Genomic DNA, 25,317 nt, shown 5'->3' with positions numbered 1-25,317 from the left:
TTGTTTGATGAAAAACGCTGAAATCCTTGCCCTGAATGCTCGCGAAGTCGCCGCTGCGGTGTCTTCAGGCGTCCTCACCGCCCGTGTGGTAACGGAAGCATATCTTGAATGCATTGCCAATAAAGACGAACCGATCATGGCATGGCAGCATCTTGACGCTGCAAAGGCACGAGCTACCGCAGATGTGATGGATGCGGCTCAAGCCACAGGGCCACTGATTGGCGTCCCGATCGGCGTCAAGGACGTCATTGACACGGCCGATATGCCGACCGGCTATGGCACGAGTATCTATGAGGGCTTTCAGCCGCCGTGGGACGCCCCGGCCGTGCAGATTACCCGCAATGCGGGCGGCTTGATCCTGGGAAAGACGGTGAGTACCGAACTTGCAATGGCGAGCCCGAACAAGACCCGCAACCCACACAATCCGGCGCACACACCGGGCGGATCATCATCGGGTTCCTGTGCAGCGGTAGCCGCTGGCATGGTGCCTTTGGCCTATGGTACGCAGACTTCCGGTTCGGTAATTCGCCCGGCAAGCTTTTGCGGTGTGACCGCCTTTAAACCAACCTTCGGTGCGATTAATACGGTGGGGATCAAGGTGCTGTGCCATGGGCTGGATACGCTCGGTATTCTCAGCCGCAATATTGGAGATGCTGCTTATTGCGCTGCGGTGTTGAGCGGCAAATCCGAACTCACTGACCTGACACCTCCTCAACGCCCTCGCATCGGCATTTTGCTCGGAACGCGTCTGAATAAGGCGGAAGCTTATGCAATCGACATTGTCAACCGACTGGCATCGCTTGCGCAGGCGGCTGGCGCAGATGTTACCGTGTTGGCTGCGCCGTCATGGTTTGACGGAATCTTCGATTTGCATGAAGCCGTCATGGGATGGGAAGTCACACAGTCTCTGATCTTCGAGACCAGCCGTCACTGGGATCGCCTGACGCCCGTTACCCGCGCCATGATGGAGGATCAAGGTCGCGTCGACGAAAACCGTTATCGCGCGGCCATGCTCGAAATCCCGGGCTGCCGCCTGATGATGGACGCGATCCTTTCGCGTTTCGACGCAGTTCTGACCCTCGCAGCTCCCGGCGAAGCGCCTGAGGGAGCGCCGACGGGCGATCCGATTTTCAACCGGCTGTGGAGTGTTCTGCAGGTACCGCTCATCTGTCTTCCGGCAGGCAGGGGCCCGAACGGATTGCCCGTCGGCGTCCAGCTTGTAGGTGCACGTGGCGCGGACCACCGCCTTGCATCTGCGGCGCTCTTCCTTGAAACCGTGCTTGCTGAAAAAGGAGGCACCCTATGATCCAGCCAGCCACTGATCAGCTGACCGATGATTTTCGTTCCGCCATGCGACAGCTTGCAGCGACAGTTAACATCATCACCGCCGGCGAAGGCGATCAACAGCGCGGCCTGACGGCAACTGCCGTCTGCTCTATGTCGCTGACGCCGCCTTCGATGCTTGTTTGTGTAAATCGTTTCGGTGAAGCGCATAAAGCCATCACCTCAGCCGGAAGCTTCTGCGTGAATATTCTCGCCGACTGCCAGCGCGAAGTCGCCATGCGCTTTGCAGGCCAGATCGGACAGCTGGGCGATGACAAGTTCGCGCCTTATCGCTGGACGCGTCTTGCGACTGGCGCTCCTGCTCTTGATGACGCAATGGCCAATCTTGATTGCGAGATCGCCAAAGTTTCGGAGACGGACAGTCATTCGATTTTCATTGGCAATGTTAAGGCAATCCGCTTCGGACCCGAGACGTCGCCGCTGCTGCACTACAACCGTAACTTCTTTACACTGGCTAATCAAAACGCGCTCTAACAACCCAAAACAGTGGGAACCGGCTGCACGAGAAAAATAACAACAACCAATAGAGCGCACGTTTTCAGCGGGCCTGACCGACGTGCTCTTTGGTGCAGCCACAATGTCAAACGGGCAGACGCCCTATGGAGGTATCATATCATGTCAATCAGCGACGCTCAGTTCCTAAAGGGCTGGAGACAGGTGCTCGAAATGTGCAACCTGAAAGCTGGTGAACAGGTCACGATTCTGACGAGTGACGACAGCAACAAGCAGATCGCCTATATCGCCAAGCTCGCGGCTTCCGATCTCGGCGCAATCGTGACTGAACTGAACCTTACTCCAGTCAACAGCGAGAAGGCAATTTCGCCTGACAAGTCGGGTTATATTGGCAAGACGCCACTCGACGGCAATTCAGCGGCATTGGCCTGCCTCATGGCATCCGATATGGTGATCGACACGTTGCAGCTGTTGTTTTCCAAAGAACAGGAGGAAGTGTTGAAATCGGGAACGCGCATGCTGCTGGCGGTCGAACCGCCAGCAATCATGATGCGCCAGATTCCGCGTCCGCAAGACAAGCTCCGCGTACTCGCTGCAGCCAAGAAGATCGGTGCGGCGAAGGAAATGCACGTGACCTCGGATGCCGGCACGGATTTTCGCTGCCGCCTTGGGCAATATCCGGTTCTCACGCAATATGGTCTTGCCGATGAACCTGGCCGCTGGGATCACTGGCCAAGTTGCTTTTCCGCCCGATGGCCCGATGAAGGTAGCGCTGAAGGCACCATCGTCATCGATGAAGGCGACATTCTGCTACCGTTCAAGAAATACGCTCGCGCGCCAATTACCGTCACCATCGAGAAGGGCTTTATCGTCGATATCAAAGGTGGATACGACGCTGAGTTCATGCGCAAGTTCATAGAGAGTTTCAATGATCCCCGCGCCTATGCCATGGCTCATGTTGGCTGGGGTCTGGAAAACCGTGCCAACTGGACTGTGCTCGGCCTTTACAATCCCGAGGCCCAGCTCGGCATGGATGCTCGCTCCTTCGCAGGCAACTTCCTGTGGTCATCGGGTCCCAATACCGAGGCGGGCGGCGATCGCGACACACCATGCCACCTCGACATTCCGCTTCGCAATTGTTCTGTCTCTCTTGATGGCGAAGTCATGACATTGGCAGGTGTCGTCGTTCCTGCGGATCAGAAGTAAGTCGATGGCACAATACGACGTGGCAATCATCGGCGCCGGATCTGCTGGCGCTCTTCTCGCCGCACGGCTCAGCGAGGATCCATCCCGTCAAGTTGCGCTGATTGAGGCCGGCGGAGAGCCGACCGACCCCGACATCTGGAAGCCGGCCATGTGGCCTGCGATCCAGCATCGCGCTTACGACTGGGACTATAAAACCGTTCCGCAGGAGCACGCTGCTGGTCGCAGCTTTGCGTGGGCCCGCGGCAAGGCGGTTGGCGGGTCTAGCCTCCTTCATGCCATGGGTTACATGCGCGGTCACCCTGCCGATTTCGCCGCTTGGGCGGAAGCAACAGGCGATGATCGCTGGAGTTGGGAGGGCTTGCAAAACGCCTTCATGGCTAATGAAGACCATGTGCTGGGCGGCGACGGTATCCACGGCAAGGACGGTCCTATGCCGGTTTGGATTCCGGACGAGGAAGTCAGCCCGCTGACCCGCTCCTTCATCGAAGCCGGGGCGGCGCTTGGCCTGCCCCGTATACCCGGTCACAGCAGCGGGCAGATGATAGGTGTCACGCCGAACTCACTGATGATCCGCGGCGGCCGACGGGTGACGGTCGCCGAAGCATGGTTGACGCCAAGCGTACGTGCGCGTCGCAATCTCACATTGGTGACAAGGAGTAGAACTCGGCATCTCAACTTCGACAACGCACGCGTGACTGGAATCGAAGTTCTTGGTCCCGAAGGTCTCGCTACGATCACCGCCGAGCAGATCATTCTTTCGGCAGGAGCACTGGAAGGACCGGCCCTTCTCATGCGTTCCGGGATCGGGCCGGAAGACGTGCTGCGAGAGGCTGGTGTTGCCTGCCGCGTCAACGCGCCTGAACTCGGCCGTAACCTGATGGATCACTTGCTTGGCGCGGGAAATCTATATGCTGCAAAAAAAGAACTGGCCCCGTCTCGTCTGCAGCATTCTGAGAGCATGACCTATATGCGCGCAGATGGCGCGATGAAAGACGGCCAGCCCGAGATCGTCGTCGGATGCGGCGTTGCACCAATTGTGTCAGAACATTTTACCGCCCCAAAACCAGGCAGTGCCTATTCCTTGCTGTTCGGCGTGACACATCCCACCAGCCGTGGAGAAGTACGCATAACCGGTGCAGAGCTGGAGGATCCTCTTCAGATTGACCCGCAATATCTTCAGACTGAAAACGACCGGCGATTGTTTAGGGCAGCGCTCGCGGCAGCGCGAGAGATCGGCCATCGAGCTGAACTGGACGAGTGGCGCGATCACGAAATTCTCCCTGGTGTAGTGGATACCGAGGACGATATCGACGCTTTCATTGCCAAGGCAGCAATCACTCATCACCACCCCTCAGGAACCTGCCGCATGGGCAAGGACAATGCAGCAGTGGTCGATCCCGACCTGCGCCTGAATGGGCTTGCCAATGTCTATGTCGTCGATGGATCCGTTCTGCCAAGCCTGACCGCCGGCCCTATCCACGCGGCTATTCAGGCCATCGCCGAAAGATTTGCCTACGACTTCATCACTAAGGCGAATTGACAAATCGAGCGAACTCACTGTTTTCGTTGGGAGGGCGTGAGCGTCCTTTCAAGCGATTATCTCTTTTTTTGTATGAGTTTTGATCCCCAAAACAAAACTTCGAGCAAAGCTCAGATCATCCCGACTATTTATGCGACGTTTGCATCAAACTTCCACGTGGCGGAGAGCATTCTTCCTCAGCAGTGGCGCAGGCGATGAGTGTTTCGTTCAGTTGGGCTAACCTTGGTTGTACCGATGCATATTTAAGCGCAAATTTCTCGAGAAATGTTTCATGCGATCACCAGAGTGGGATGCTGACTTGAAGACCGCATCCTTGCGACGACAAGATTAGGCGCAAAAAAGTGGAAAAGCTCGGGATTTCCTTGTTAGCACCGATGGCGATCGGTGATCTGATACCCCGCCATTCAAGTGCCAAACGTGGCCTTGCTGATTTCACAGGTGGAGAGACCAAATCTAAAGCTTTCAGATTGGGGCAATCGGCCAATCACGGGATGTGAGCGGATTTGCACACAGCGAACTCTTCTCTTCGTGTCGATGAGAATCCAGCCTGTAGCAACATACATTTAGACATATTTCTAGGCAGACCTTGCAAGTGTATTGCATCTTGTATACTAGAATATATCAAAAGCCAGATGGAGTGCTGGCCGTGCTATGGGAGGAGTGAATTCAATGAAAAAGTTGCTATGGGCAGTGGTGGCCGCCACAGCTATGAATATGTTGCCACTTGCTGGCATGGCGCAGGCGCAGGAAGTTCCCGCGGCCGGCAAGAGCGCGCGTATTGACGCCATCAAGAAGTCGGGTGAATTACGCGCTGGCGTTCTCGCCAACCCGCCCTGGCTTGTGGAAGATACCACCGGCTCAGGCGAGCCATGGCGCGGACCAGCCTGGACACTTGCACAGACTTACGCCGAGAAGCTTGGTGTCAAACTGGTTCCAGTTCTTGTTTCGCATGAAACCAAAGTGCCGGTTCTGGCTGCCAATCAGGTGGACATGACGATTTCGCCGCTCTCCATGACCAAGCAACGGCAGGAAGTGGTTGATTTCGTCACTTATTCGCGAACGGCATTGTGTGTATTTGGCAAGGCTTCCAACCCAAAGGTTTCAGACGCCAAGTCAGTTGACGATTTCGACAAGCCGGAAGTGACCATTGCCTATTTCACGGGCGGCGGAGAGGAAAATTGGGTCAAGGAACGTTTCCCCAACGCGACGCTTCGCGGCGTGACGAGCGCGGGAACAGCGGCTCCGATGGAAGAGATCATGGCGGGACGCGCGGATGTGGCGCCGATCAATCGCATTCCTTTTGTGGCCCTCAGCCGCAATGTGAAGGGACTTGAAGCACTGCCGCGTGAAAATAACTGTCAAGACAGCACCGAGGCCGTGAATGAAATTGGTCTGGCCATTGACAAAAACCAGCCAGAATATCTCGAATGGTTAAAAGCCGTGGCCGAGCCGATGCTTCCCGAATTACTCAAGGAAGAAGAAGCAGAAGTCTCCAAAATGTAAGCCGGATGGATTTTGCGCGCACTGGTCTTCAGTGCGCGCAAAGCAGGTTCTGTTCAGTCAGAACTTTCATGGTTCCGGATCTCTGGATATTGACACATGGAATTCAATTTCAGCGCTGTTTTTGATAGTTGGCAGTTCCTGCTCAGCGGCTTGATGGTGACACTTCTGCTTGCCGCCAGTGTGAGCGTCTTGAGCTTCTTTCTAGGGCTTCTGCTGACCGTCGCCCGCCTATACGGTCCGAAATGGCTGAGCCGCATCACGATTTTCTACATCGATACCATGCGTGCCATCCCGGTACTGGTGGTTTTGGTCTGGGTGTATTTTGCCTTACCGATCACAACGGGCATCAATCTACCGCCATTCTGGTCGGCGTTACTTTCACTATCATTGCATCTGGCCGCTTACGTTGCTGAAGTGATGCGTGCTGGCATTCAGTCCGTGCGCCCCGGTCAAGTTCGCGCCGGTCTGGCGCTCGGCATGTCGCAGGCGCAGGTCTTGCGCAAGATCGTGCTGCCTCAGGCTTTCGTACGCATGCTGCCATCCTTTGGATCGCTACTGTCACTCGCGGTCAAGGATACGGCTATCGCCACCGTGATCGCCGTGCCGGAACTCATGCGCCGCGCCGAAGCAATTGCCGGCCAGAAATATGCGCCTGTCGAAGCTTATACCACCGTCATGATCCTTTATTTCATCATCATCTTCCCGCTGACCCGAGGCGTCGACATGCTCTATCGCCGCATTTCCTTTCTGGGGCGCTCATGAGCTTCGACTGGTCCATCATTTGGAAAAGCCTCCCCGCATTGGGTCATGGCGCCTTGATCACCATTGCGCTGACTGTACTCACGATGCTGCTTGCAACGCCATTGGGCATCCTGATCGCGGTTATGCGTGAATCCCGCTTCAGGTTCGTAGCCCTAATTGCAACCTGCTATGTGGAACTGATGCGCAATCTACCGATCATTCTGGTCGTCTATTGGGCGTTCTATGTGCTGCCGATGATGAGCGGCATTGCATTTTCGCCTTTCCTGACCGGACTGGTTGCGCTGGTTGCCAACAATGCAGCCTATAATTCGGAAACGTTCCGATCTGGTATCCGCTCAATCCGCAAGGGACAAACCGAGGCAGGACTGGCACTGGGAATGAGCGAATGGACGGCATTCCGAAAGATTGTGTTACCGCAAGCTTCGCGCCGTGTTTTGCCGGTGCTGGCGACCACATGGGTCACACTGTTCAAGGACACCTCGCTGGTATCAGTGATCGCGGTCGGTGATCTGGCACATACGGCGCTGCAGATCCGCTCACAGACGTTCCGCGTGATCGAACTTCTTACTGCAATGGCTGCGATTTACTGGCTTCTGGGCTATCCGCAGGCCAAAATTGTTGACTGGATTCACCGCAAATACGGGGTTACCGAATGACATCTTCCAAAAAAGCAGCCGTAAAGAGCAGCGATGTCGTTATTGAATATCGCAATGTCTGCAAATCCTATGGCACATTCGAAGCTCTCAAGGATGTCAGTTTGAAAGTGCAGCGCGGACAGGTCGTGTGCCTCATTGGTCCGTCGGGCTCGGGCAAGTCCACGCTATTGCGTTGTACCAATGGTCTTGAAGCCATTAATAGCGGAGAGATCAGGATTGACAGCACTTTACTGACGCAGGACCCCAAACAGGTTCGCGCCATGCGCCAACGCATGGGCATGGTGTTTCAAAATTTTGAGCTTTTTCCGCACAAGAATGCGCTTGGCAATGTCATGATGGGACCGACCACCGTTTTGGGGATGTCGGAGGCGAAAGCAAAGGAACGCGCATTGGCTTTGCTCGCCAAAGTCGGACTTTCCGATAAAGCTGAAAATTTCCCGTCCAACCTGTCCGGAGGACAGCAACAGCGCGTCGCCATCGCCAGGGCCCTTGCAATGGAACCGGAAGTCATGCTTTTTGACGAACCAACCTCGGCACTCGATCCCGAAACCATTGGTGAAGTGCTTAATGTTATGAAACGGCTGGCGGATGACGGAATGACTATGATTGTCGTGACCCACGAAATGACGTTCGCCCGGCGTGTTGCCGATCAGGTCGTGGTCTTTGCTGATGGGCGGATCATCGAGCAAGGGCCGCCGGAGCAGATTTTTGAGAATCCGAAAACTGTGCGTACAAAAGATTTCCTGAGCCACCTCGGCTGGGACGGTTGACGCATGGCAGGGCTTCTCGGATCGACACATAATCCTGAAAGACCGGTACCTGGCGTGGGCGCCCCTCCCACGGTGGGGAGCATTCTTAATGCCATTCGCAACGATATCATAACCCTGCGCCTCATGCCGGGAAAACGCGTTTCCGAGAACGAACTGGCTAAACATTTTGGTACGAGCCGCACGCCGGTCCGTGAGGCCCTGTTACGCCTTGTTGATCAAGGGCTTGTCGAAGTTTGGCCGCAGCGCGGCACCTTCATTATGCCGATTTCATTGGCCGCCGTGCAGCGTGCTCGTTTCGTGCGCAATGCGGTCGAAGTTGCAGTTTTCAAGCGCGCCGCTGAGGAAGGACTTTCCCCCTCTACCCTTGCGGAACTAGACGCCGTCATCGCCAAACAGGAAGGTTCCAAGGGATCTCCTGAGGATTTTACCATCGCTGACGATGCCTTTCACCGCACTGTCGCCAATGGAATCCGAATGGGGGACATTTGGAGCTTGCTCGAACGGGAAAAAGCGCAGTTTGATCGCTTGCGCTTTCTGAGCTTGCCCAATGTGACCCCAGTGGAATTGCTCATTGAGCAGCATAAGGCCATGTTATCAGCAATCCGACGTCGCGACCCGATTGCTGCGGAAGCAGCCGTGCACGTCCATCTTTCGGAAGTCCTTAAAGTCACCGAACATCTGGCTCAACGCTACTCCGATCTCATCGTCAACGATCTTTGATCCGCCCCATCAGAAAGTCTCTATTTCATGTTGGATAGCGGCGAATATGCCGTCGACCAACATGCGATCAAGGCGAGAAATGACCTGTTGGGCAAATGGACCTTCTTTCAACACTTGCGGCAATAAATTTGGCAATGCTGCATAAGCGACAAATATATCTGAGGCAGATTGCGCATTGCCCAGAGCTGTGGCGATTTCTCCACCACGTGGATCATTGAGCGGATATGACCTTCCCTTCTCATCCCGACCAAGACCGTAGCGCATCCATGCCGCTGTTGCGAAAGCGAAGGGCGTCGTGTCACCGCCACTTTCATTCAATTCAACGGCTGGCGCAAAGATGCGTTGCGGCATCTTTTCCGTCCCATCCATAGCAATCTGGCGCGTTTCATGTGCGATAGCCGGATTAGCAAATCGGCTGGCCAAAGCCTGCGCATAAGCATCCAGATCAGCATTCATCTTGGGCAGGGTTTGAGCGGCGGCTCGCAAATGGCGCTGCACCAGCCTGTTGAGTGCTGCGTCCGCCATCACATCGCGCACATAGGTCTTGCTTGTGAGAAACCCGGCATAGGCGAGCATCGAATGACTGCCATTAAGCATGCGCAGTTTCATTTTTTCAAAAGGGCGGACGTCTTGGGTAAAGGTAGCACCCATCGCCTCCCATGCCGGCCGCCCAGCAGGAAAGTGATCCTCGATCACCCATTGCGAAAACGCTTCCGTCTCGATCGCAGCGTCATCTTCGCAGCCGATGGCCAGTGCCGCATCGGCGCGCGTCTGCTCGGTTGGCTGCGGCGTGATGCGATCCACCATGGTGGCCGGGAAAGCAACCTCTTGAGCGATACGGTTTGCCAGTTCAGAACCATGGGCGCGTGTAGCGAAATCGATGACCGCAGCACGCAACAGCGCGCCATTATCCGGTAGGTTATCGCAGCTTAAAACGGTAAATGGCGGCAAGCCCAGCTTAAAGCGTTGTTTCAGCCCCAATACAATGAGGCCAAGCACGCCTCTGGGTTGTTCAGGTGTTGCGAGATCGGCAATAACTGCCGGATGGTTGCGATCACAAGAACCGCTGCGCAACAGACCATACCCTTTTTCCGTCACGGTGATGCTAACGATCCGGCACTTTGGCTCTGACATAAAGGCAAGCGCTTCAGCGCCGACGGTCGCTCCAGATAGCACCTGTTTTACCGAGCCGATAACACGAGCGCGGCTTTCTACACCGCGTACGATCAGCGTGTAATAACCGTCCTGCGGGTTAATCGCATCGGCCACGTCAGTTCCGCGCAGCGAGGCACCGACGATCCGCCAATCGGATGGCGTTTGCGTCAAGGCCGCGTCGGTATAAGCAGCCAGATGGGAACGGGCAAAAGCGCCGAGTCCCAGATGCAGAATGCCTGCATCAAGAACCTGTGGCTCATAAACGGGCCATTGGGCTTTGTCCGTTGGGCTGCTTTTGGCCGAAAGTCTCATTACGCCTCCCTCCTCGTCAGCGGATGTTCGAGCGCCGTCATAATCCCACGCAATTCAGCCAAACCTTTCAAGCGGCCAATGGACGGATATCCTGGCTGTCCGCGACGGCCGAGATCGTCCAGAATATCTTGTCCATGATCGGGACGAAATGGAATTTGCCAATCCGTTCGACCTGCTGCCTTGCGACGGCGTTCTTCAGCCAGAATCGAAGCGACCATGGCGACCATGTCCGTACCGCCTTCCAGATGGCCTGCCTCATGGAAAGAGCCGTACTGGCCCGCATCTTCAATCGTGACATTGCGTAGATGCAAAAAATGGACGCGATCGCCAAGGCGGGCCATCATTCCGGGCAAGTCATTGTCCCGCCGGGTGCCGAGTGAGCCCGTGCAAAGCGTGATGCCATTGGCCGGAATATCTACGGATTCAATGATCTGGCGATAATCCGCCTCCGTGGACATGACGCGCGGCAGCCCCAGGAGTTGGAACGGAGGATCGTCCGGGTGACAGCACAGCCGCATACCAAGTTTTTCGGCCAGCGGAGACACTTCTGAAAGAAAATCAATGAGGTGACCGCGCAGCTTGTCTGGGCTGATATTGTCATATTTAGCTAGATGGTCGCGCACATCGTTAAGGGTAAAGTTTTCGGCTGCACCGGGCAGGCCATAAACGGTATTGGCAGCAAGTTCCTCGCGGCGTGCATCGCTCATCGTTGCAAAACGCTCGTTTGCAGCTTGCACCACGTCGGCGGGAAAACTATCTGACGCGGCTTTGCGTTGCAGTATGTGAATATCGAAAGCGGCGAAATCAACAAGATCAAAACGCATGCATGTCGCGCCGCTGTCCAAACGGTAGGCGAGATCCGTGCGTGTCCAATCCAGTACCGGCATGAAATTATAGCAGATGACCTCTATGCCAGCACGGCTTAGATTGGTCATGCTGGCTTTCCAGTTGGCGATATGGGTCTTCCAGTCGCCAGTCTGTCGCTTGATGTCTTCGGATACGGGCAGGCTTTCGACCACTTCCCAAGCCAATCGGGACTGCGCGCCGTCCTTCATTCGTCCGATTTGTGCCTGTCGCAGGGCAATTTCATCCGGGCTCCAGATCTCTCCTGTCGGCACATGATGCAGAGCCGAAACAACACCCTCCACACCTGCCTGCCGCATATCGTCGATTGACGTCAGATCCTTTGGACCGAACCATCTCCAAGTCTGTCTCACGTTCTGCCTCCATCTATTACGTCCTGATTAGCAGATGGTAGACTAGTATGGAAGATGGCGGACATCAATTTACCAACGCATCAGCTCCTTGCATTTTGCAGCCTGATAAGTCGGCTCTGTGCCATAGCTGGCGCACCTTCAATAACTGAGGTCCAGCAGGTACCGCAAAGGCCCGCCCTGCGGCCAAAATCCTGACTGAGCCAGATACGCTCACCAAGCATCAGCAGTGAATCGCGTCCGCTCCATAGCTTAAATGATAAATCAACCTGCAAGAGGCATCATTTTGATTTTGTCGCCTTCCCGCCTCGGATGGGCTTGAAACGATACGCTATGCTTTTGTTCGATTCTTCACCTACAATATCCGTTGGACGGCGCGCTGGGCGACGTGTAGCTGCGGCAGAACAATTCAATACGAAATCGTCTTCAGGTCTTCACCTTCGCCAATGCGTCAAGACGTGCTTCGGCTTCATTCCAAATGCCCGTCTTTATGCTGCTAGGCGACATGCCATTTTCAGCCAATGTCCACCGTAATGGCAGCACATTTTTACGCATGACCAACGTCGTCGGAATGACCCGCCAGAACCGCTCGGCCCCTTCAAAAGCAGCGATTTCGGGCGCCTCAAGGATGACTTCCACCCTGCCCGCGAGCTGCAAAACGTCGCCTGCCTCATGATCAACGAACAAAAGGCCAGCCCGCGGATTGACGAGGAAGTTGCCGAGCGTGTTGAAGAATAAATTGCCATTGAAATCCGGCACTGTCAGGCCACCGTCGGCATCAATACGCACAAAACCTGCCCGGCCACCGCGATGGGAGACATCGACCTGTCGACCCTCGTTCTGACGATCAACATAAGAAGCAACAAAAAATGTATCCGCCTTCTCAATGATCCGACGGGCGTGGTCGTCTAGCCGGTCTAAAATTATTGCCGGTGAATTTAATGGCTCAGCTGGATCGCGGACAAAAGCAAAATGTCGGCTCTGAATGTAGCGCGGACAATTTCCGAAGCTATGATCAACGGCTACACAGAAACGATTACTTTGCCCGCGGCCGATATTACCATTCAGGCGATTGCGACGCCGAGAGAGCAGGTCGATGCCAAGCAGGCCGATCGGGTCGCCGCCGCGCATACCATCTTGCGCAGGGTCGCTCGGATCGTCGATGGCATTAATCTCCAATGTCAGCGGATCCGGTGAATACAGGAACCCTGGCCGACCACTACGAATGCTCGCCCATGGCGTACCGTGCCTATCGACGGCTCCAATTACGATGAATGGCAGCGAGGAGTAGAATTCCCGATGTTGATCAACCAGAAACTCCCGTATGAATTTGCGACCGAGCGCATCCATTTGGTCTGCAACGCCAGCTTGGCGTTGCATTTGGAGCTCGCCGTCGTGCCATGGCGAAGCTGGTATCGTTGCTTGATCGGGCATATCGTCGCCTCTATCTGGGAAAAACGCGGCCGGAGTCAGCCGGACGTCGCGACGGTATCAAGAAGCAAGACCGATCGGGGTCTTGGGGAACGCTAGGAAACCTGGCAGTGCCTCGATACGGGCAAGCCACTGACTGACTTTTCGATGCGGCGCGAGTTCCACGTTCCCTTCTGGCGCACTGGCGATATAACTGTAGAGTGCGATATCAGCGATCGTGGGGCGGTCGCCTGTTATGAACCGATGCTGTTCGAGCTCGGCATTGATCAAAGCCAGAATGTGATCCGCGCGGGCAATCACTTCTTCGGCGCGGAAATCAGCCCCAAACACGGTGATGAGGCGCGCTGCCGCGGGACCATAGGCGATCTCGCCGGCAGCCACCGAGAGCCATTTCTGCACCTTCGCAGCTGATTGCGGATCATCCGGAAGCCAGTCCTTGCGACCGAGTTTGGTAGCGAGGTACACCAGAATGGCATTGGAATCGCTGACAACGATCTCACCATCCTCGAGCACCGGCACTTGACCGAACGGATTGAGTTTGAAGAAATCCGGCTTCTTATGGGCGCCATTCCCGAGATCGACCTCGATGATTTCTGTCTTTATGCCCAACAACGACAAGAAAAGCGCAGCCCGATGTGCATGGCCTGAGAGTGGAAAATAGTGGAGTTTCATGTGAGGGTCCCTTGAGATTGAGGAGGCGGCTTCCTCGATACTTTGAAACTAACAGCATCCAATTTTCTGTAGTAGATTACCTTTGATAGAGGTATCCTCTCGTTTTTTGGAAGTGTTCAATGGATCGTCTTGAAGCAATGGCCGTTCTGTTGGCGGTGGTGGAAACCGGCAGCCTCTCAGCAGCCTCGCGTGCACTCCATTCGCCGCTGCCAACAGTGAGCCGTAAGGTTTCCGATCTCGAGTCCCATCTTGGAGTTCGCCTAATCACGCGGACCAGCCGCAAAGTCTTGCTCACAGAAGCCGGTGAAAGCTATGTCGCAGCGGCCCGTGAAATCCTCGGGCGTGTGGACGAGGCAGAAAAGCGCGCATCTGGTGAGTATCTCGCTCCGAGAGGCGACCTAATGGTGACAGCGCCGATCGTGTTCGGCCGCCTGCATGTGCTGCCCGTCGTAACCGATTTCCTCAAGGCTTTTCCGGACATTAATATCCGGCTCACCTTGGGCGACCGCACAGTCAGCCTCGCAGACGAACAAATCGATGTCGCATTGCGCATCGGCAGGCTTCCAGAGAGTAATCTCATCGCGACACGTCTCGGCAACATGCGCACGACTGTCTATGCCAATCCGGACTACCTGAAACGCAACCCGCAGCTTCAACATCCAAACGACCTCTCCGATCACCATTGCATTGCGTTCGAGGGGATGTTCTCTCACCGTTTCTGGATGTTTCGGGATGCAAAGCAGGATATTACGGTACCCATCAACCCTCGCCTTTCCGTCAACACTGCCGAGGCTGCTGTGGATGCCGCCGTGTCTGGAATCGGCGTGACCCGCATCATGGCCTACCAGGCAAAACGGGCGGTTGATGAGGGTTTACTCCAGCCGGTCCTTGAGGATTTCGAACTTGAAACCTCCCCCGTCCACCTCGTTCACCTTATTCAGGGTTTGATGCCCCTCAAGCTCAGGACATTCCTCGATTTTGCCGCGCCGAGGCTAAGAAAAAGTCTATCTTGAAAATAAATGTAACACAGCTGCGGCGGGTATCGCCCCTAAGCTTTAAAGTTTAGAAATTTGTGCGGTGACAGCGTATCAAACCAGCTTGGCAGCGTCGAAGACCTTTGGCGCGCGGGTGGGACGCAGCACCTGCATTCATCTGGATGGCGAGGCTGAGTGCCTCAGACAACCCCTATGCGTCGTAGCGTCGGCTTTTTGAACTTCGGCGCTCCGGATGGACTTGAATATACCCTTCACGCCAACCTTCGATATTCCACTGATGACAGGTTGATGGGCGCGTCATGCAATCGTGCAAACAAGCCCGTTACTCTCAGTTCGAACCCTCAGATTAAAGCAGTGACAGCGAGCTGCATCTCACACTCGCCAAAACGATTTGTTGCTAAAGTCGTGAAATAGGTTCACAGTACTCATTCCAGCAGCCATTTTACGGGCGCTGCTGTTTGAGGGTTGATTACCCTGGCCCCAAACGAGGAGGACACCATGTCTTCCCTATTTCATTATCCCAGAAAGCCCGAGTACGAGACCATCGTCGGTTACGTCCTATCCGCAGCCAGCCTTGCCATGATTGTGTACATTCTGGGCGAGCAGTGGTTTCGATAGGCCAAAGCAGGTGTGGCGAGGAAGGTGGTGCTCGATATGACCGAGAGAACGACGACAACCGAAATCACATTCCTGCATCCGTTTCGCCTGAAATCTTATTCAGAGCCATTGGAAGCAGGCACATATCGTCTAGTCGTTGACGAGGAGTTGATAGAAGGCGTGAGCTTCACGGCCTATCGGAAAGTCGCGACTTATCTTGAGCTTCCGGCGATCTCGGTGGCGATCACCTGCCACCAGGTGCTTCAGGTATCGTCCACAGAGATCGACGAGGCACTAGCACGCGACGCAGCTAACATGGCTCTAGGTTCGCGTGATACCATCCGATCACGAGATTGATTTTGAATAGCAAGCTTCGTGTATGGACATGAAGCTTGTCTTTCATTCGGTGGAGCGTCGTTGCAGCCACGTTGCATCGGTGATCATTAGGTTTTGTTCGGCCGGTAGATGCGGCAGAAACACCCCGGTTCAAAACAGATTCTTGCAGAAAATTAGCGACCCTAACGCTCGGCGGATGTATAGGTGTCTTTCATATAGACCATCATTACTAGAGCGGAAATGGGATGGTTTTGCAAAGATTACGGTGCTTTTTCAAGAGCCTCTCGACTACAATGTCGATGAGCCCCCTTCATTTTCCCATCTATCCAGATCCGGTTGGTTATTCCCGCATAGCCGTATCGTGCGTATTGCGATAAGGGCATCTAGCATCTGACCGGGATCATGGCGTCCTTCTCGGATTATTGTGAAAAGTTGGTCTGCGGACTGTGTTTGCACCAGTCGATCATCGCCACCGTCAAGCGAGTAGCCTGAACGAAGCAAAAAAGCGCGCAACAAAGGGAAATCTTCGGGACCCGAATATCTTTGGCGAGTGATGGAAGACATAGCATGTCCTCCTCGTTAGGGTCGAATTGCGGATCCTTGGGATCGCAATGCCCAATTAATTTTTTTCCAGTACCTAAATTATGCGCCTTTAGCTGAGCAATAGCAAGAAAACCATACCAGTCGCGACCAACGGCAATAATAGTTGGCTCAAAAGATTTTCGGATTTCTCAAGAGCCAAAGAAGATTACCTTGTTGCTTTGTATTCCTGCATTTTCTCAATTTCGCGAATGAATTGCTCCGCAAATTGAGCAGTATCAACGTAGTCCTGCTCGTTTACTCCAAGATTGTGATGGCGGGTAAACACTGCCTTCAGACGATCCAGAAACTTGGGTTCTGTCTCAGCGAGATGGCCGATAAGGACTTGAAGTATCTGTTCATGAGCCAGGACCTTCCGTTCAAGCGCGGTTGCATCATTCTTCATTGGATTCACTCCCTGTCGATCCATGGCGTGTCGTGCGTTTGCGGGAAAACCCACCGCACACACGTCGCAAAATATTTGCCATATTGTTCCAATCCCAGGAGGCTGCTCTCATTTGCCAAAGAACGGTTGTGAGGTCACCCTTGCTAGCTGTCCGATCTTCCTCATGGCGCGGACGTAAAGAGTGATTTCGTTGCGGAATTGGTGGTAGAAGCTCTTTTTGCATGTCAGCCTCCTGTTATGCGCCCGTACAACTGCTTTACAGCGCTTTAGCGAGCTCATTGCCACATGCTGCGGCGAGCGCAGCATTCGGTTGCTCCGCTCCCAACGGTGTCGCCCAGCCTGATTTTTCGATGAGCATTCGGCGCGAGTAAGCCGGTGCAGCTTTGTACTCGGCCATCACCTTTACGGCCTCCGGATCATTTTTCGATCTTTCCAGGCAGTATGGTGTGAGCGCGACTGCTACACCTTCGGACATACTGGACGCGATTAGACGCTCTGACGTCCCTCCCGTGACCCAGCCGCCGAAGGTAAAGCCAACAACAATTGTTGCAATTGCGCCAACTATCGCTCCGCCAACAGCGGAACGTATCCATTGTGCATTTTTCATGGTGATATCCGATCTTCAACGATCGAACGCACGTTATTGCGCGTTGAGATGCATTATACCACTCATATCGAGATAACTTGCATGGATTCTGCCGGCGTAGAAACCTTCGATTGCGCCTATTCGTTCAGCGCAAGTCGGAAGGAGTTGCGGATCTTTTCAAGATGTCGGCGCTTTGGAGCTCGCAAAGGCTGGGGTCAAGATCTGGTTGGTCTAGCTCGACTAACCGGGCAGGTAGAACAATTTTGCCCGAAACCTTTAACGTACAACATCTCTCTTCTTTCTATTCATTACCCTTGCTTGGTGGGTGGCTACGACTGAAAGGCATTATTCGTGAAATTGTTCAATTTTTGGCGAAACTCATCGCGGCAAAACAGGTCGCGGGAACAAACCAACGATAGCAATGCCCTTCTTCCAGGTCATCTTGCGATGTTGGAACAGTTACGAAAGGCTGAGACTGATGATCCGATGGTTCGCCCCAGATTTGCAGGCCGAGTTCTGCATGATCTTGCTTGCAAAAGCGCGGTTTCAAATGAGATCATAAAACCTGAGAACCTCTTTGCAGCTCTCGCATCGAATGGCGGCTTTTCCTGTCTTATGGCTGCACAGGTTGAAACTGCTGCCTCTGGCGCTGCGGATGCCTTAACCATTGTAGAGACCAACGATGGCAATCTTTATTACTTTGGCGATCTCCCCAATCGTTATTTGATCGAAAGCCGTCTTTCCCTCCTAAGTCTTGCGCTAGGTGCAGCTCAAAGCGATGGGGCCAACATATCACTTGATATCGTCTATCAGGCGATGCGCCCCGTAGCTCAGACCATCGGTTCTGAAGACTTCGGCGTGCCGCAGCTTCCAGCTTTAAGCAAACCAGATCATCACCAATTGATTACCTTCAGCCTCTCTGGTCGGTATTTCAAGAGGCACTGCAGCAATACGAGGTACCGCCAGAATACTGGCCAGCTTCATTCGGGTTTGCTTCAAGATGTGTTTGCGGCGTATAAGGCGCGTATCGACCCCAGTACTGCAGCGCAAATCTGTATCGAATACGCCGTACCGATGGCAAAGGTCGACCCGAGAAGGATCGCGGGAGCATTTGGATGACTGTCAGAACAGCAACAGTAAATTCTGCAATGCTGGCAAGGCTTTTTCAATTCCATTGAAAGGTCTGACATAACGAGTTTTGATTGCTGCGTCGACATTTGACAAGTTCGGCTTCACACGAGCCATTTTACGCTGACATCCTGCAATAACTGCATATGATGATGCGTTTATTTCATGACCTGGCTATTAGGCCAAGCTAGCCGTTGCTTCGACGTTTATGCAATGCTGAGATATCAAACCAGTGGAGGGGTTCGATAAAATGAAAAAAATCATAACAATAATGGGTATCGCAGGCGCTATTCTAGCTACTGGATTTTCTGCTTACGCAGGAGAGACGCTGGACCGCGTCATGGAAAAGAAGGCTATGGTTGTTGCAACCAATGCGGGTTGGCCGCCACAGAGCTTTCTTGATGACTCCAACAAGCTTGTGGGCTTCGACGTAGACGTAGCCAATGAGATCGGCAAACGCCTTGGTGTCAGCGTCACTTTCGAAACACCCGATTGGGCAACACTAACTGGCGGGCGCTGGCAGGGTCGCTATGACGTGGGCGTTGGTTCAGTCACACCGACCAAGGCACGCGCCAATGTCATCGATTTTGCCGGTGTCTATTATTACAGCCCCTATGTCTATGTTGTACACAAGGACAGCGAGGCGAAATCCGTTGCTGATCTTAAGGGCAAAGTCATTGGCGTAGAAACCGCAACCACCTCGGAAGATTTTGCTCGCCGCCAGTTGGAAATTGACGCTCCGGGGCTTCCCCCTATCGAATATAAGCTTGAGCCAGGCGAAATTCGTACCTTCGCGGATTCCATGCTGCCATTCGATGATCTTAGACTAGGTGACGGCGTTCGCATTGATGCGATCATCGCGCCGGAACAAACGGCGCAGAACGCGATCAAGAATGGTTACCCGGTGAAGATCCTCGAGGGCGAATATGCATTCCGCGAGCCTCTCGTGGTCATTGCAGAGAAGAACGATCCGGAATGGACAGCCAAGATTGGGGAAATCATCAAGCAGATGAAATCTGACGGCACTTTGGCGACGCTCACTGCAAAGTGGTACGGCAAAGATTACAGCGCCGACTGACATTACCCTTAAATCATTTTCGGAATGAGCCATCGCCACGGTGGCTCAACCGTTATGTTATTCCGGTGTTGCGATGACTTACCCGACCACATATTACAGTCAAACAGCGGCGGACGCGGTGGCGCGGCCGACACTTGAACAGGAGATCACGGCAGATGTGGCCGTGATCGGCGGAGGGTTGGCCGGTCTGTCGGCCGCTCTGCAGATGTCACGTGCAGGCAAGCAAGTTGTTGTCCTGGAAGCCGAAAGCATCGGATTTGGGGCCTCGGGGCGCAATGGCGGGTTCGTGAGCCCAGGCTTTTCGTCAGGCGGCGATGAAATTGGCACCAAAGTGGGCAAATCTGTTGCTGAATCCCTTCACCGGTTGTCGATTGAGGGCGTCGAATTTGTTCGACAAAATATCGACACGATGAAGATCGTAGAAGCACAGTCCGTTCCCGGTATTTTGCACGTGCGCCGATATGACGACGGTGACAATCTAAGACATTACGCCGACGCGCTTCAGCGCGATTATGGCTACGAGATTGACTTTTATTCAACCATGGAAACACGTAGGATTCTGAATTCGCGGCGCTATTTCCAATCGGTTTACGACCCTAACGCGTTCCATATCCATCCATTGAATTACCTCCGAGCCCTCGGGCGCGAGATTGAACGACTTGGAGGACGGATATTTGAGCATAGCCGTGTGATGCAGCTGCTCGACGAAAAGGATGGCAAGCTTGTCAAAACGAACCGTGGACACATCAAGGCGGCCTCAGTTCTGATCACCACGGGTGGTTACACTGACGGTCTGGTGGGACAGATCCGGCGAGCTTATCTGCCAATTTCGACCTATGTGATGGTGAGTGAAAAGGCCCCCGAACTGATATCATCGGCAATCCACACTATGGCTGCGATTGGTGATAACCGTCGGGCCGGAGACTATTACCGCGTGATAGACGGGGGTCAGAGGCTTTTGTGGGGTGGACGTATCACTACAAGAGCGGCCGACACTCCCGGCGTGGTCCGCGAGTTGCGCCGCGAAATGGTCGGCACCTATCCCCAACTTGCTTCTCTCAAGACTGAGCTGGCTTGGTCTGGTTTAATGTCCTACGCGAGGCATAAGATGCCACAGATCGGCCAACTTGACCGCAACACGTGGTACTGCACGGCTTTCGGCGGTCATGGGCTCAACACGACTGCAATTGGCGGCAAGGTGGTGGCAGAAGCCATCTGCGGACAGAGCGACCGCTACAAACTCTTCGAAAAATTCGGACTTGTCTGGGCTGGAGGACACGCCGGCCTTGCAGCCGCACAGATTACCTATTGGAAATTGCAGATGCAGGATTGGCTTGCTGAGCGAAAGGCGAGCTAGCAGAGGAGAGAACATGCTCGGGAGGTTTTTTCTGACGCGGCCAGAAGCCGCCAAGCGTACTGTTCAGATAGCTTTTTTTGTTATCCTGACAGCACTCTTTTGTTTCATGAACATTCGGTTCTCAGGGATAACAAACTGGCTTGGTATAGACCCGAAGGTCGCGAAGGCAGGCTTCACCAAGTCGACCCTCATCTCCTCGGTATTGCTAAGCGTTATTATCTTTGCCAATTGGAGGTTTCTTAAGCTTTTCCCGCGTTGGGCGCAGATCTGTGGAATATGGCTGGAACTATTCCTTCTGTTGATGATCTTCTTCTACTCGTTCAATCTGTCCTTTGAATTCATTGCCCGGAAAATCGGATTTTTGATCAGTCAGGGCGTCGTCACAACGCTCTATATTTCTGCGGCATCCATTTTTTTCGCGACCATCATTGCATTGGTTGGTGCTGTGGCCAAACTTTCTAAGAACGGCCTCGTCTACGGGCTGGCAACGTTCTACACTTCGCTCTTCCGTGGCCTGCCATTGTTAATGCAGATCTATATCATTTACCTCGGGCTCCCGCAGGTGGGGTACGTCATCGGACCAATTCCCGCAGGTATTCTGGCGTTGTCATTATGCTACGGCGCTTATATGACTGAGATCTTCCGGGCAGGCATCGAAAGCATTCCACGTGGACAACAGGAAGGTGCATTCGCGCTTGGCCTTGGCTCTTCGCAGACCATGTGGCTGGTCATTCTCCCGCAGGCGATGCGCATCATAATTCCGCCGACCGGCAACCAATTTATCGCGATGCTCAAGGACTCATCACTCGTCTCAGTCATTGGTGTATGGGAACTTATGTATCTCGCTCGTACCCAGGGACAAACTGAATTCCGACATATCGAAATGCTGATCACCGCCTCGATGATATATTGGGCCCTGTCCATTGTTCTCGAATATGGTCAAGCCAAACTTGAAACCCGCTTCAAACGTTCCCTCGCGCGCTGAGCGCGGCGGGCGTTCACGTCTGATTGTGTCAGCCAGCAAGAAGGAAGATGTGAGCGCTCTCCAGAGCCTTTGCTTCGCAATAGGTGCGAGGGAAAGCCATTTGCAATCCGTTAGTCGACTTAATCGATACCATGACCAAACTCCTGCACTTCTGTTAGGCATACCTGCGGCCCCAAGATTAGTGCCGGCTCACGGTACTTATCGCCGCCCGTTACACAACGGTCTTATGACGATTTTTGTATGGATTAGGATTTCAAATCCCGCAGTGCAGTATATTGCTGCAGCATAAACGATCGTCATTATGCTAACCGAAAAATAAATTGGTTTTCATTGGTCTGATTTCAGATTGGGTAGGGAAACTCTATTTAATCTAACAACCGCGGCAAACAAGTTGGACTAAGCTTCTTTAACGCCTCGGTCAGCAACATCACTTTCGGCAAACTTTCTTTGTTTTTCTGCCAAATCAGACGGAACGGCAAGCCGGTTGCAGTGTGTTCGGGAAGAACGTGAACCAGACTGCCGCTCAGAAGTTCATTCTGCACGAGCCAAGTCGGCAACTGAGCGATCCCGCATCCCGCAACGACAGCGGCTACTTTGCTTGCCGCGTCACCAAGTGCAATCCTTCCATCTACCACCCGTCGCACACTTGGCGCACATGGAGTATCCTGAAACAACCAAAATGATGGAGTACCATCGTTTTTTTTGTAAATCACCTTGTCATGAGCTTCGAGTTCAGCCACCGTATTTACAGATCCTGCTCGGGATAAATAACTGGGCGAAGCACAGAAAATTGCCGTTTCGGAACCGAGATGATAATGGCCGATCGTGGGAGGCCAGACATCGGGACCGCCGATCCGGACGACAATATCGACTTCATCCTCGATGAGATCGACGAAGTGATCCGAGAACGAAACATGTGGACGCAGACCTGGGTACGCAGCGGCAAACTCGAGCAATATCGGCATAACATGTAAACGGCCGTAGGAAGCTGGAACGTCAACTCTTAAGCGCCCAACAGGTTCTGACCCTTCAGCTGCTATTGTTACTTCTGCAGATTCGAGGTCCGCGAGAATTCTTGAGCAAGTGCGGTAGTAAGCGGCACCAGCGTCCGTAAGAGACAAAGTGCGCGTGGTGCGGGTGAACAGACGAACGCCAAGGCGCAGTTCAAGCCGAGCGATCGCTTTGCCTACCGCTGAATTGGTAATTTTCAACCGAGCAGCAGCAGCTGTAAAACTACCGCAGTCGGCAGCGGTGACAAAGGCGTCGATGCCTTTAAGCCTCTCCGGCGATGTCATTGCTCTTCTTTCATTATGGAATAAAATTCCATAGTAATAGGAATTCTTCGTCAGAGACAAGTATCATTTTCTACAATAGGTTACACGCATCTTTCTGGCTTATGAACGAGTAAAGCAATGGTGTCCTTTGATCGCCCTAAAATTCTAATCACAGGCGCTACCGGCCAAGTCGGCAGCAGAGTGCTCCACCTCAGCCTCTCCAACCCTGAGATTGATTGGGTGGCTGCCACGCGGTCACCCGTAAAAGCAGCCGCCTTGAATGAAAAGGGCATTGCAACAGTGATGCTCGACCTTGATGACGAAAGTACGCATCGGGCGGCACTAGAAGGTATCGATCGAATTTTCCTGGTGACCGGCTACACAGTCGACATGCTACGACAAAGCAAGGCTCTACTGGATAATGCAAAGAAAGGGGGTGTAAAGCATATCGTCCATCTCGGTGCCTGTGGCCGTGATGATACCACGGTCGCGCATTGGGCATGGCATCAGTTAGTGGAGCGCTATATTGAGTGGTGCGGCTTTTCCTTCACCCACTTGCGCCCAGAAGCCTTTATGCAAAATCTTTTGGGCTATGGTGGCAAAAAATCCGTAGAGGATGGGGTTGTTCAGGCTTTCGTTGGCCCCGCGCGAATAAGCTGGGTTGATATAGGCGATATTGCCGAGGTAGCGATAGAAACACTCTCGCGCCCTGATCTTCATGCTGGGCAGACTTATCGCCTTGGTTATGACGCCCTAACCTACGAGGAACTCGCCCCCCTTATGACGAGTATTATCGGCCAGCCATTCCGTTATGAAGCCCGTCCGCCTGAACTTTTTTTGCAGGATATGATTAGTTCAGGCGCGGAAATGGCTTATATGGGCTGCGTTTACGACCACTATAAGCGCTATGCGGCGGGTACCATACCTGGCGCTGACGATACTTTCGATAATTTCCTCGCCATTACGGGCCGTCAGCCGACCCGATGGGTTGATTTTATCGCCAGGCATAAGGCCGACTTAGCCTATTAGTCTCAATAGATTAGCGACACCGATTACCACTGTGTGATCTGAACTGATCGAGCATCTGTTCATAAATTCTAATATTGCATAAGGGGCATTGCTCTCCTTCGCCCCTCTGCACACTACGAACTTTTTTGCCGACGATCGGCGCTACTGAAAGCTCTTTTGCAAGCGGCTGGTCAGTTGCAATTGAATGCTTCCCAGCAAATTGCGCATGCGTCAGCTCATTTCCGATCCCGGCGGCATTTGCCACAAAGCGCAGTTGACGAAAACCGCGCATTTGTGCCCTTTGTAACTAATGGACGAAACATTTTTATAACACCGTGCTAAACAACCCTATTAACAGGGAATTGCTTCAGCGGCTCGCCAGCATGAAGCTTGGACAATGCTATCTGACGGCCGGTTGCCTCTTCCAAATTGTATGGAACGTTCCATCAGGCCGCGACCCAAATGGGAAATCAAAGATTACGACGTTTTTTACTACGACGGTGAAGACCTAACTTGGGAAGCTGAAGATCGCGTCTATCGAAGCGTGTCGGACACGCTAGCTGACCTGCCAATTCGCGCGATTCATCTTAGCAGGCCTACTCCTTACGCTCTGTTGCCTTTTCCCAAATATACGCAAAATATGTCATGAACGAATTTCCATGCGGTTGAGCGGCAACTCACACAGCGACAAACTTGCCGCCCAAGCCAGTCATGCGATTTTAAAACTCACTTATCGAAACAAGACCGTTTAGCCCATTGACAGTTTTGTTATATCCATTATTCTGGATATATGGAAAACGAAATTGCGATCATAGCATTTGCTGCCCTAGCCCAACCAACAAGATTGGACACATTTCGCCTATTGGTGAAACACGAACCTACGGGTGTTCCTGCCGGTGAGCTGGCGCGCATGCTTGATGTTCCGCAGAATACGATGTCTGCACATCTGGCAACATTATCGCGCGCAGGACTTGTAAAAGGGGAGCGTCAGAGCCGTTTGATCATTTATCGCGCCGATCTCGACCGGTTTCGAGAACTGGCCCTTTTCATGATCAAGGATTGTTGCGGAGGCAATGCGGAACTCTGCGGGCCTCTCATACAGAGCCTGATACCTTGTTGCGAACCGAAAACGACCACTGAATAACGCAGGGTCGATGAATTCGGCCTTCCACCAGATAGACAAATGAAATGACAGGTCGGGTCTACAACGTGCTCATTTAGGGCACGGACGACTACGCATGTTCAATTTT

25 protein-coding genes are annotated in these 25,317 nt (G+C 53.5%); 17 read left to right on the top strand and 8 right to left on the bottom strand.

Going from position 1 to position 25,317, the window contains the following annotated elements; all coding sequences use genetic code 11:
- Positions 1-7 precede the first annotated feature (7 nt).
- The 9 genes from QSJ70_RS13450 to QSJ70_RS13410 all read left to right on the top strand — a co-directional run bounded on the left by QSJ70_RS13450 (position 8) and on the right by QSJ70_RS13410 (position 8,954).
- Complete coding sequence (locus QSJ70_RS13450) at positions 8-1,306, top strand: amidase (protein ID WP_285537055.1); 1,299 nt, start codon at positions 8-10, stop codon at positions 1,304-1,306.
- Positions 1,303-1,818, top strand: coding sequence for a flavin reductase family protein (locus tag QSJ70_RS13445; protein ID WP_285537053.1), 516 nt, complete (start codon positions 1,303-1,305; stop codon positions 1,816-1,818). The genes QSJ70_RS13450 and QSJ70_RS13445 overlap by 4 nt, the downstream gene beginning before the upstream one ends.
- Positions 1,819-1,959: 141 nt before the next feature.
- Entirely contained in the window at positions 1,960-3,003 is a 1,044-nt protein-coding gene (locus QSJ70_RS13440; RefSeq protein ID WP_285537051.1) for a 2,5-dihydroxypyridine 5,6-dioxygenase NicX family protein, read from the top strand.
- A 4-nt stretch (positions 3,004-3,007) separates the two neighbouring features.
- On the top strand, positions 3,008-4,543 hold the full coding sequence (locus QSJ70_RS13435) for a GMC family oxidoreductase (protein ID WP_285537049.1): 1,536 nt from the start codon (positions 3,008-3,010) through the stop codon (positions 4,541-4,543).
- A 669-nt stretch (positions 4,544-5,212) separates the two neighbouring features.
- Positions 5,213-6,046, top strand: a complete 834-nt coding sequence (locus QSJ70_RS13430) for a substrate-binding periplasmic protein (protein ID WP_285537046.1) — start codon at positions 5,213-5,215, stop codon at positions 6,044-6,046.
- Between the two features lie 96 nt (positions 6,047-6,142).
- Positions 6,143-6,808, top strand: a complete 666-nt coding sequence (locus tag QSJ70_RS13425) for an amino acid ABC transporter permease (RefSeq protein ID WP_285537044.1) — start codon at positions 6,143-6,145, stop codon at positions 6,806-6,808.
- Positions 6,805-7,464: an amino acid ABC transporter permease gene (locus tag QSJ70_RS13420; RefSeq protein WP_215780284.1), complete on the top strand. Its 660-nt coding sequence runs from the start codon at positions 6,805-6,807 to the stop codon at positions 7,462-7,464. Before QSJ70_RS13425 ends, QSJ70_RS13420 begins: the two co-directional genes overlap by 4 nt.
- Positions 7,461-8,234 (top strand): amino acid ABC transporter ATP-binding protein, encoded by a 774-nt coding sequence (locus tag QSJ70_RS13415; RefSeq protein WP_285537041.1) that lies wholly within the window; start codon positions 7,461-7,463, stop codon positions 8,232-8,234. Before QSJ70_RS13420 ends, QSJ70_RS13415 begins: the two co-directional genes overlap by 4 nt.
- Positions 8,235-8,237: 3 nt before the next feature.
- Positions 8,238-8,954: a GntR family transcriptional regulator gene (locus QSJ70_RS13410; RefSeq protein WP_215780275.1), complete on the top strand. Its 717-nt coding sequence runs from the start codon at positions 8,238-8,240 to the stop codon at positions 8,952-8,954.
- A 9-nt stretch (positions 8,955-8,963) separates the two neighbouring features.
- Here the strand turns inward: QSJ70_RS13410 and QSJ70_RS13405 are convergent, their stop codons facing one another.
- The 4 genes from QSJ70_RS13405 to QSJ70_RS13390 form a co-directional block, all read right to left on the bottom strand.
- Positions 8,964-10,421 carry a mannitol dehydrogenase family protein gene (locus QSJ70_RS13405; protein WP_285537039.1) on the bottom strand — a complete coding sequence of 486 codons (1,458 nt, stop codon included), beginning with the start codon at positions 10,419-10,421 and terminating at the stop codon, positions 8,964-8,966.
- Positions 10,421-11,638: a mannonate dehydratase gene (gene uxuA / locus QSJ70_RS13400; protein ID WP_285537037.1), complete on the bottom strand. Its 1,218-nt coding sequence runs from the start codon at positions 11,636-11,638 to the stop codon at positions 10,421-10,423. The genes QSJ70_RS13405 and uxuA overlap by 1 nt, the downstream gene beginning before the upstream one ends.
- A gap of 423 nt (positions 11,639-12,061) precedes the next feature.
- Complete coding sequence (locus tag QSJ70_RS13395) at positions 12,062-13,069, bottom strand: pyridoxamine 5'-phosphate oxidase family protein (protein WP_285537034.1); 1,008 nt, start codon at positions 13,067-13,069, stop codon at positions 12,062-12,064.
- Between the two features lie 57 nt (positions 13,070-13,126).
- Positions 13,127-13,738, bottom strand: coding sequence for a glutathione S-transferase family protein (locus QSJ70_RS13390; protein WP_285537032.1), 612 nt, complete (start codon positions 13,736-13,738; stop codon positions 13,127-13,129).
- Between the two features lie 119 nt (positions 13,739-13,857).
- On the opposite strand from QSJ70_RS13390, the gene QSJ70_RS13385 reads away from it, so the two are divergent.
- Both QSJ70_RS13385 and QSJ70_RS13380 read left to right on the top strand, forming a co-directional pair.
- Complete coding sequence (locus tag QSJ70_RS13385) at positions 13,858-14,751, top strand: LysR family transcriptional regulator (protein ID WP_215780266.1); 894 nt, start codon at positions 13,858-13,860, stop codon at positions 14,749-14,751.
- Positions 14,752-15,387: 636 nt separating this feature from the next.
- Complete coding sequence (locus QSJ70_RS13380; protein ID WP_215780260.1) at positions 15,388-15,687, top strand: hypothetical protein; 300 nt, start codon at positions 15,388-15,390, stop codon at positions 15,685-15,687.
- 727 nt (positions 15,688-16,414) lie between these two features.
- Here QSJ70_RS13380 and QSJ70_RS13375 read toward each other — a convergent pair.
- Together QSJ70_RS13375 and QSJ70_RS13370 are read right to left on the bottom strand one after the other, a co-directional pair.
- On the bottom strand, positions 16,415-16,651 hold the full coding sequence (locus QSJ70_RS13375; protein WP_285537030.1) for a hypothetical protein: 237 nt from the start codon (positions 16,649-16,651) through the stop codon (positions 16,415-16,417).
- A 256-nt stretch (positions 16,652-16,907) separates the two neighbouring features.
- Positions 16,908-17,258 carry a hypothetical protein gene (locus QSJ70_RS13370; RefSeq protein WP_215780258.1) on the bottom strand — a complete coding sequence of 117 codons (351 nt, stop codon included), beginning with the start codon at positions 17,256-17,258 and terminating at the stop codon, positions 16,908-16,910.
- Between the two features lie 594 nt (positions 17,259-17,852).
- On the opposite strand from QSJ70_RS13370, the gene QSJ70_RS13365 reads away from it, so the two are divergent.
- The 4 genes from QSJ70_RS13365 (at position 17,853) to QSJ70_RS13350 (ending at position 21,785) form a co-directional block, all read left to right on the top strand.
- Entirely contained in the window at positions 17,853-18,356 is a 504-nt protein-coding gene (locus QSJ70_RS13365; RefSeq protein WP_285537026.1) for a hypothetical protein, read from the top strand.
- A gap of 259 nt (positions 18,357-18,615) precedes the next feature.
- A complete protein-coding gene (locus QSJ70_RS13360; protein WP_445558169.1) occupies positions 18,616-19,443 on the top strand; it encodes a transporter substrate-binding domain-containing protein in 828 nt (275 codons plus the stop codon).
- Positions 19,444-19,516: 73 nt separating this feature from the next.
- On the top strand, positions 19,517-20,800 hold the full coding sequence (locus tag QSJ70_RS13355; protein WP_285537024.1) for an NAD(P)/FAD-dependent oxidoreductase: 1,284 nt from the start codon (positions 19,517-19,519) through the stop codon (positions 20,798-20,800).
- A gap of 13 nt (positions 20,801-20,813) precedes the next feature.
- The gene (locus QSJ70_RS13350) at positions 20,814-21,785 is read left to right on the top strand and encodes an amino acid ABC transporter permease (RefSeq protein ID WP_285537021.1); all 972 of its coding nucleotides are present in this window, start codon (positions 20,814-20,816) and stop codon (positions 21,783-21,785) included.
- 365 nt (positions 21,786-22,150) lie between these two features.
- Here QSJ70_RS13350 and QSJ70_RS13345 read toward each other — a convergent pair whose 3' ends face one another.
- On the bottom strand, positions 22,151-23,140 hold the full coding sequence (locus tag QSJ70_RS13345) for a LysR family transcriptional regulator (RefSeq protein WP_215780254.1): 990 nt from the start codon (positions 23,138-23,140) through the stop codon (positions 22,151-22,153).
- A gap of 57 nt (positions 23,141-23,197) precedes the next feature.
- Between QSJ70_RS13345 and QSJ70_RS13340 the strand changes: the two genes are divergently transcribed.
- Complete coding sequence (locus tag QSJ70_RS13340) at positions 23,198-24,088, top strand: SDR family oxidoreductase (protein WP_285537019.1); 891 nt, start codon at positions 23,198-23,200, stop codon at positions 24,086-24,088.
- Between the two features lie 10 nt (positions 24,089-24,098).
- On the opposite strand, the gene QSJ70_RS13335 is transcribed toward QSJ70_RS13340, so the two are convergent.
- On the bottom strand, positions 24,099-24,359 hold the full coding sequence (locus QSJ70_RS13335; protein WP_285537017.1) for a hypothetical protein: 261 nt from the start codon (positions 24,357-24,359) through the stop codon (positions 24,099-24,101).
- Positions 24,360-24,857: 498 nt separating this feature from the next.
- Between QSJ70_RS13335 and QSJ70_RS13330 the strand changes: the two genes are divergently transcribed.
- Positions 24,858-25,211 carry an ArsR/SmtB family transcription factor gene (locus tag QSJ70_RS13330; protein ID WP_285537015.1) on the top strand — a complete coding sequence of 118 codons (354 nt, stop codon included), beginning with the start codon at positions 24,858-24,860 and terminating at the stop codon, positions 25,209-25,211.
- Positions 25,212-25,317: the final 106 nt, after the last annotated feature.

It is taken from the genome of Brucella sp. NBRC 12950 (assembly GCF_030268145.1).
Taxonomy (GTDB): Bacteria; Pseudomonadota; Alphaproteobacteria; order Rhizobiales; family Rhizobiaceae; genus Brucella.
Note: the sequence above shows the minus strand (reverse complement) of the source record. Positions and strands in the feature narration are given on the sequence as shown.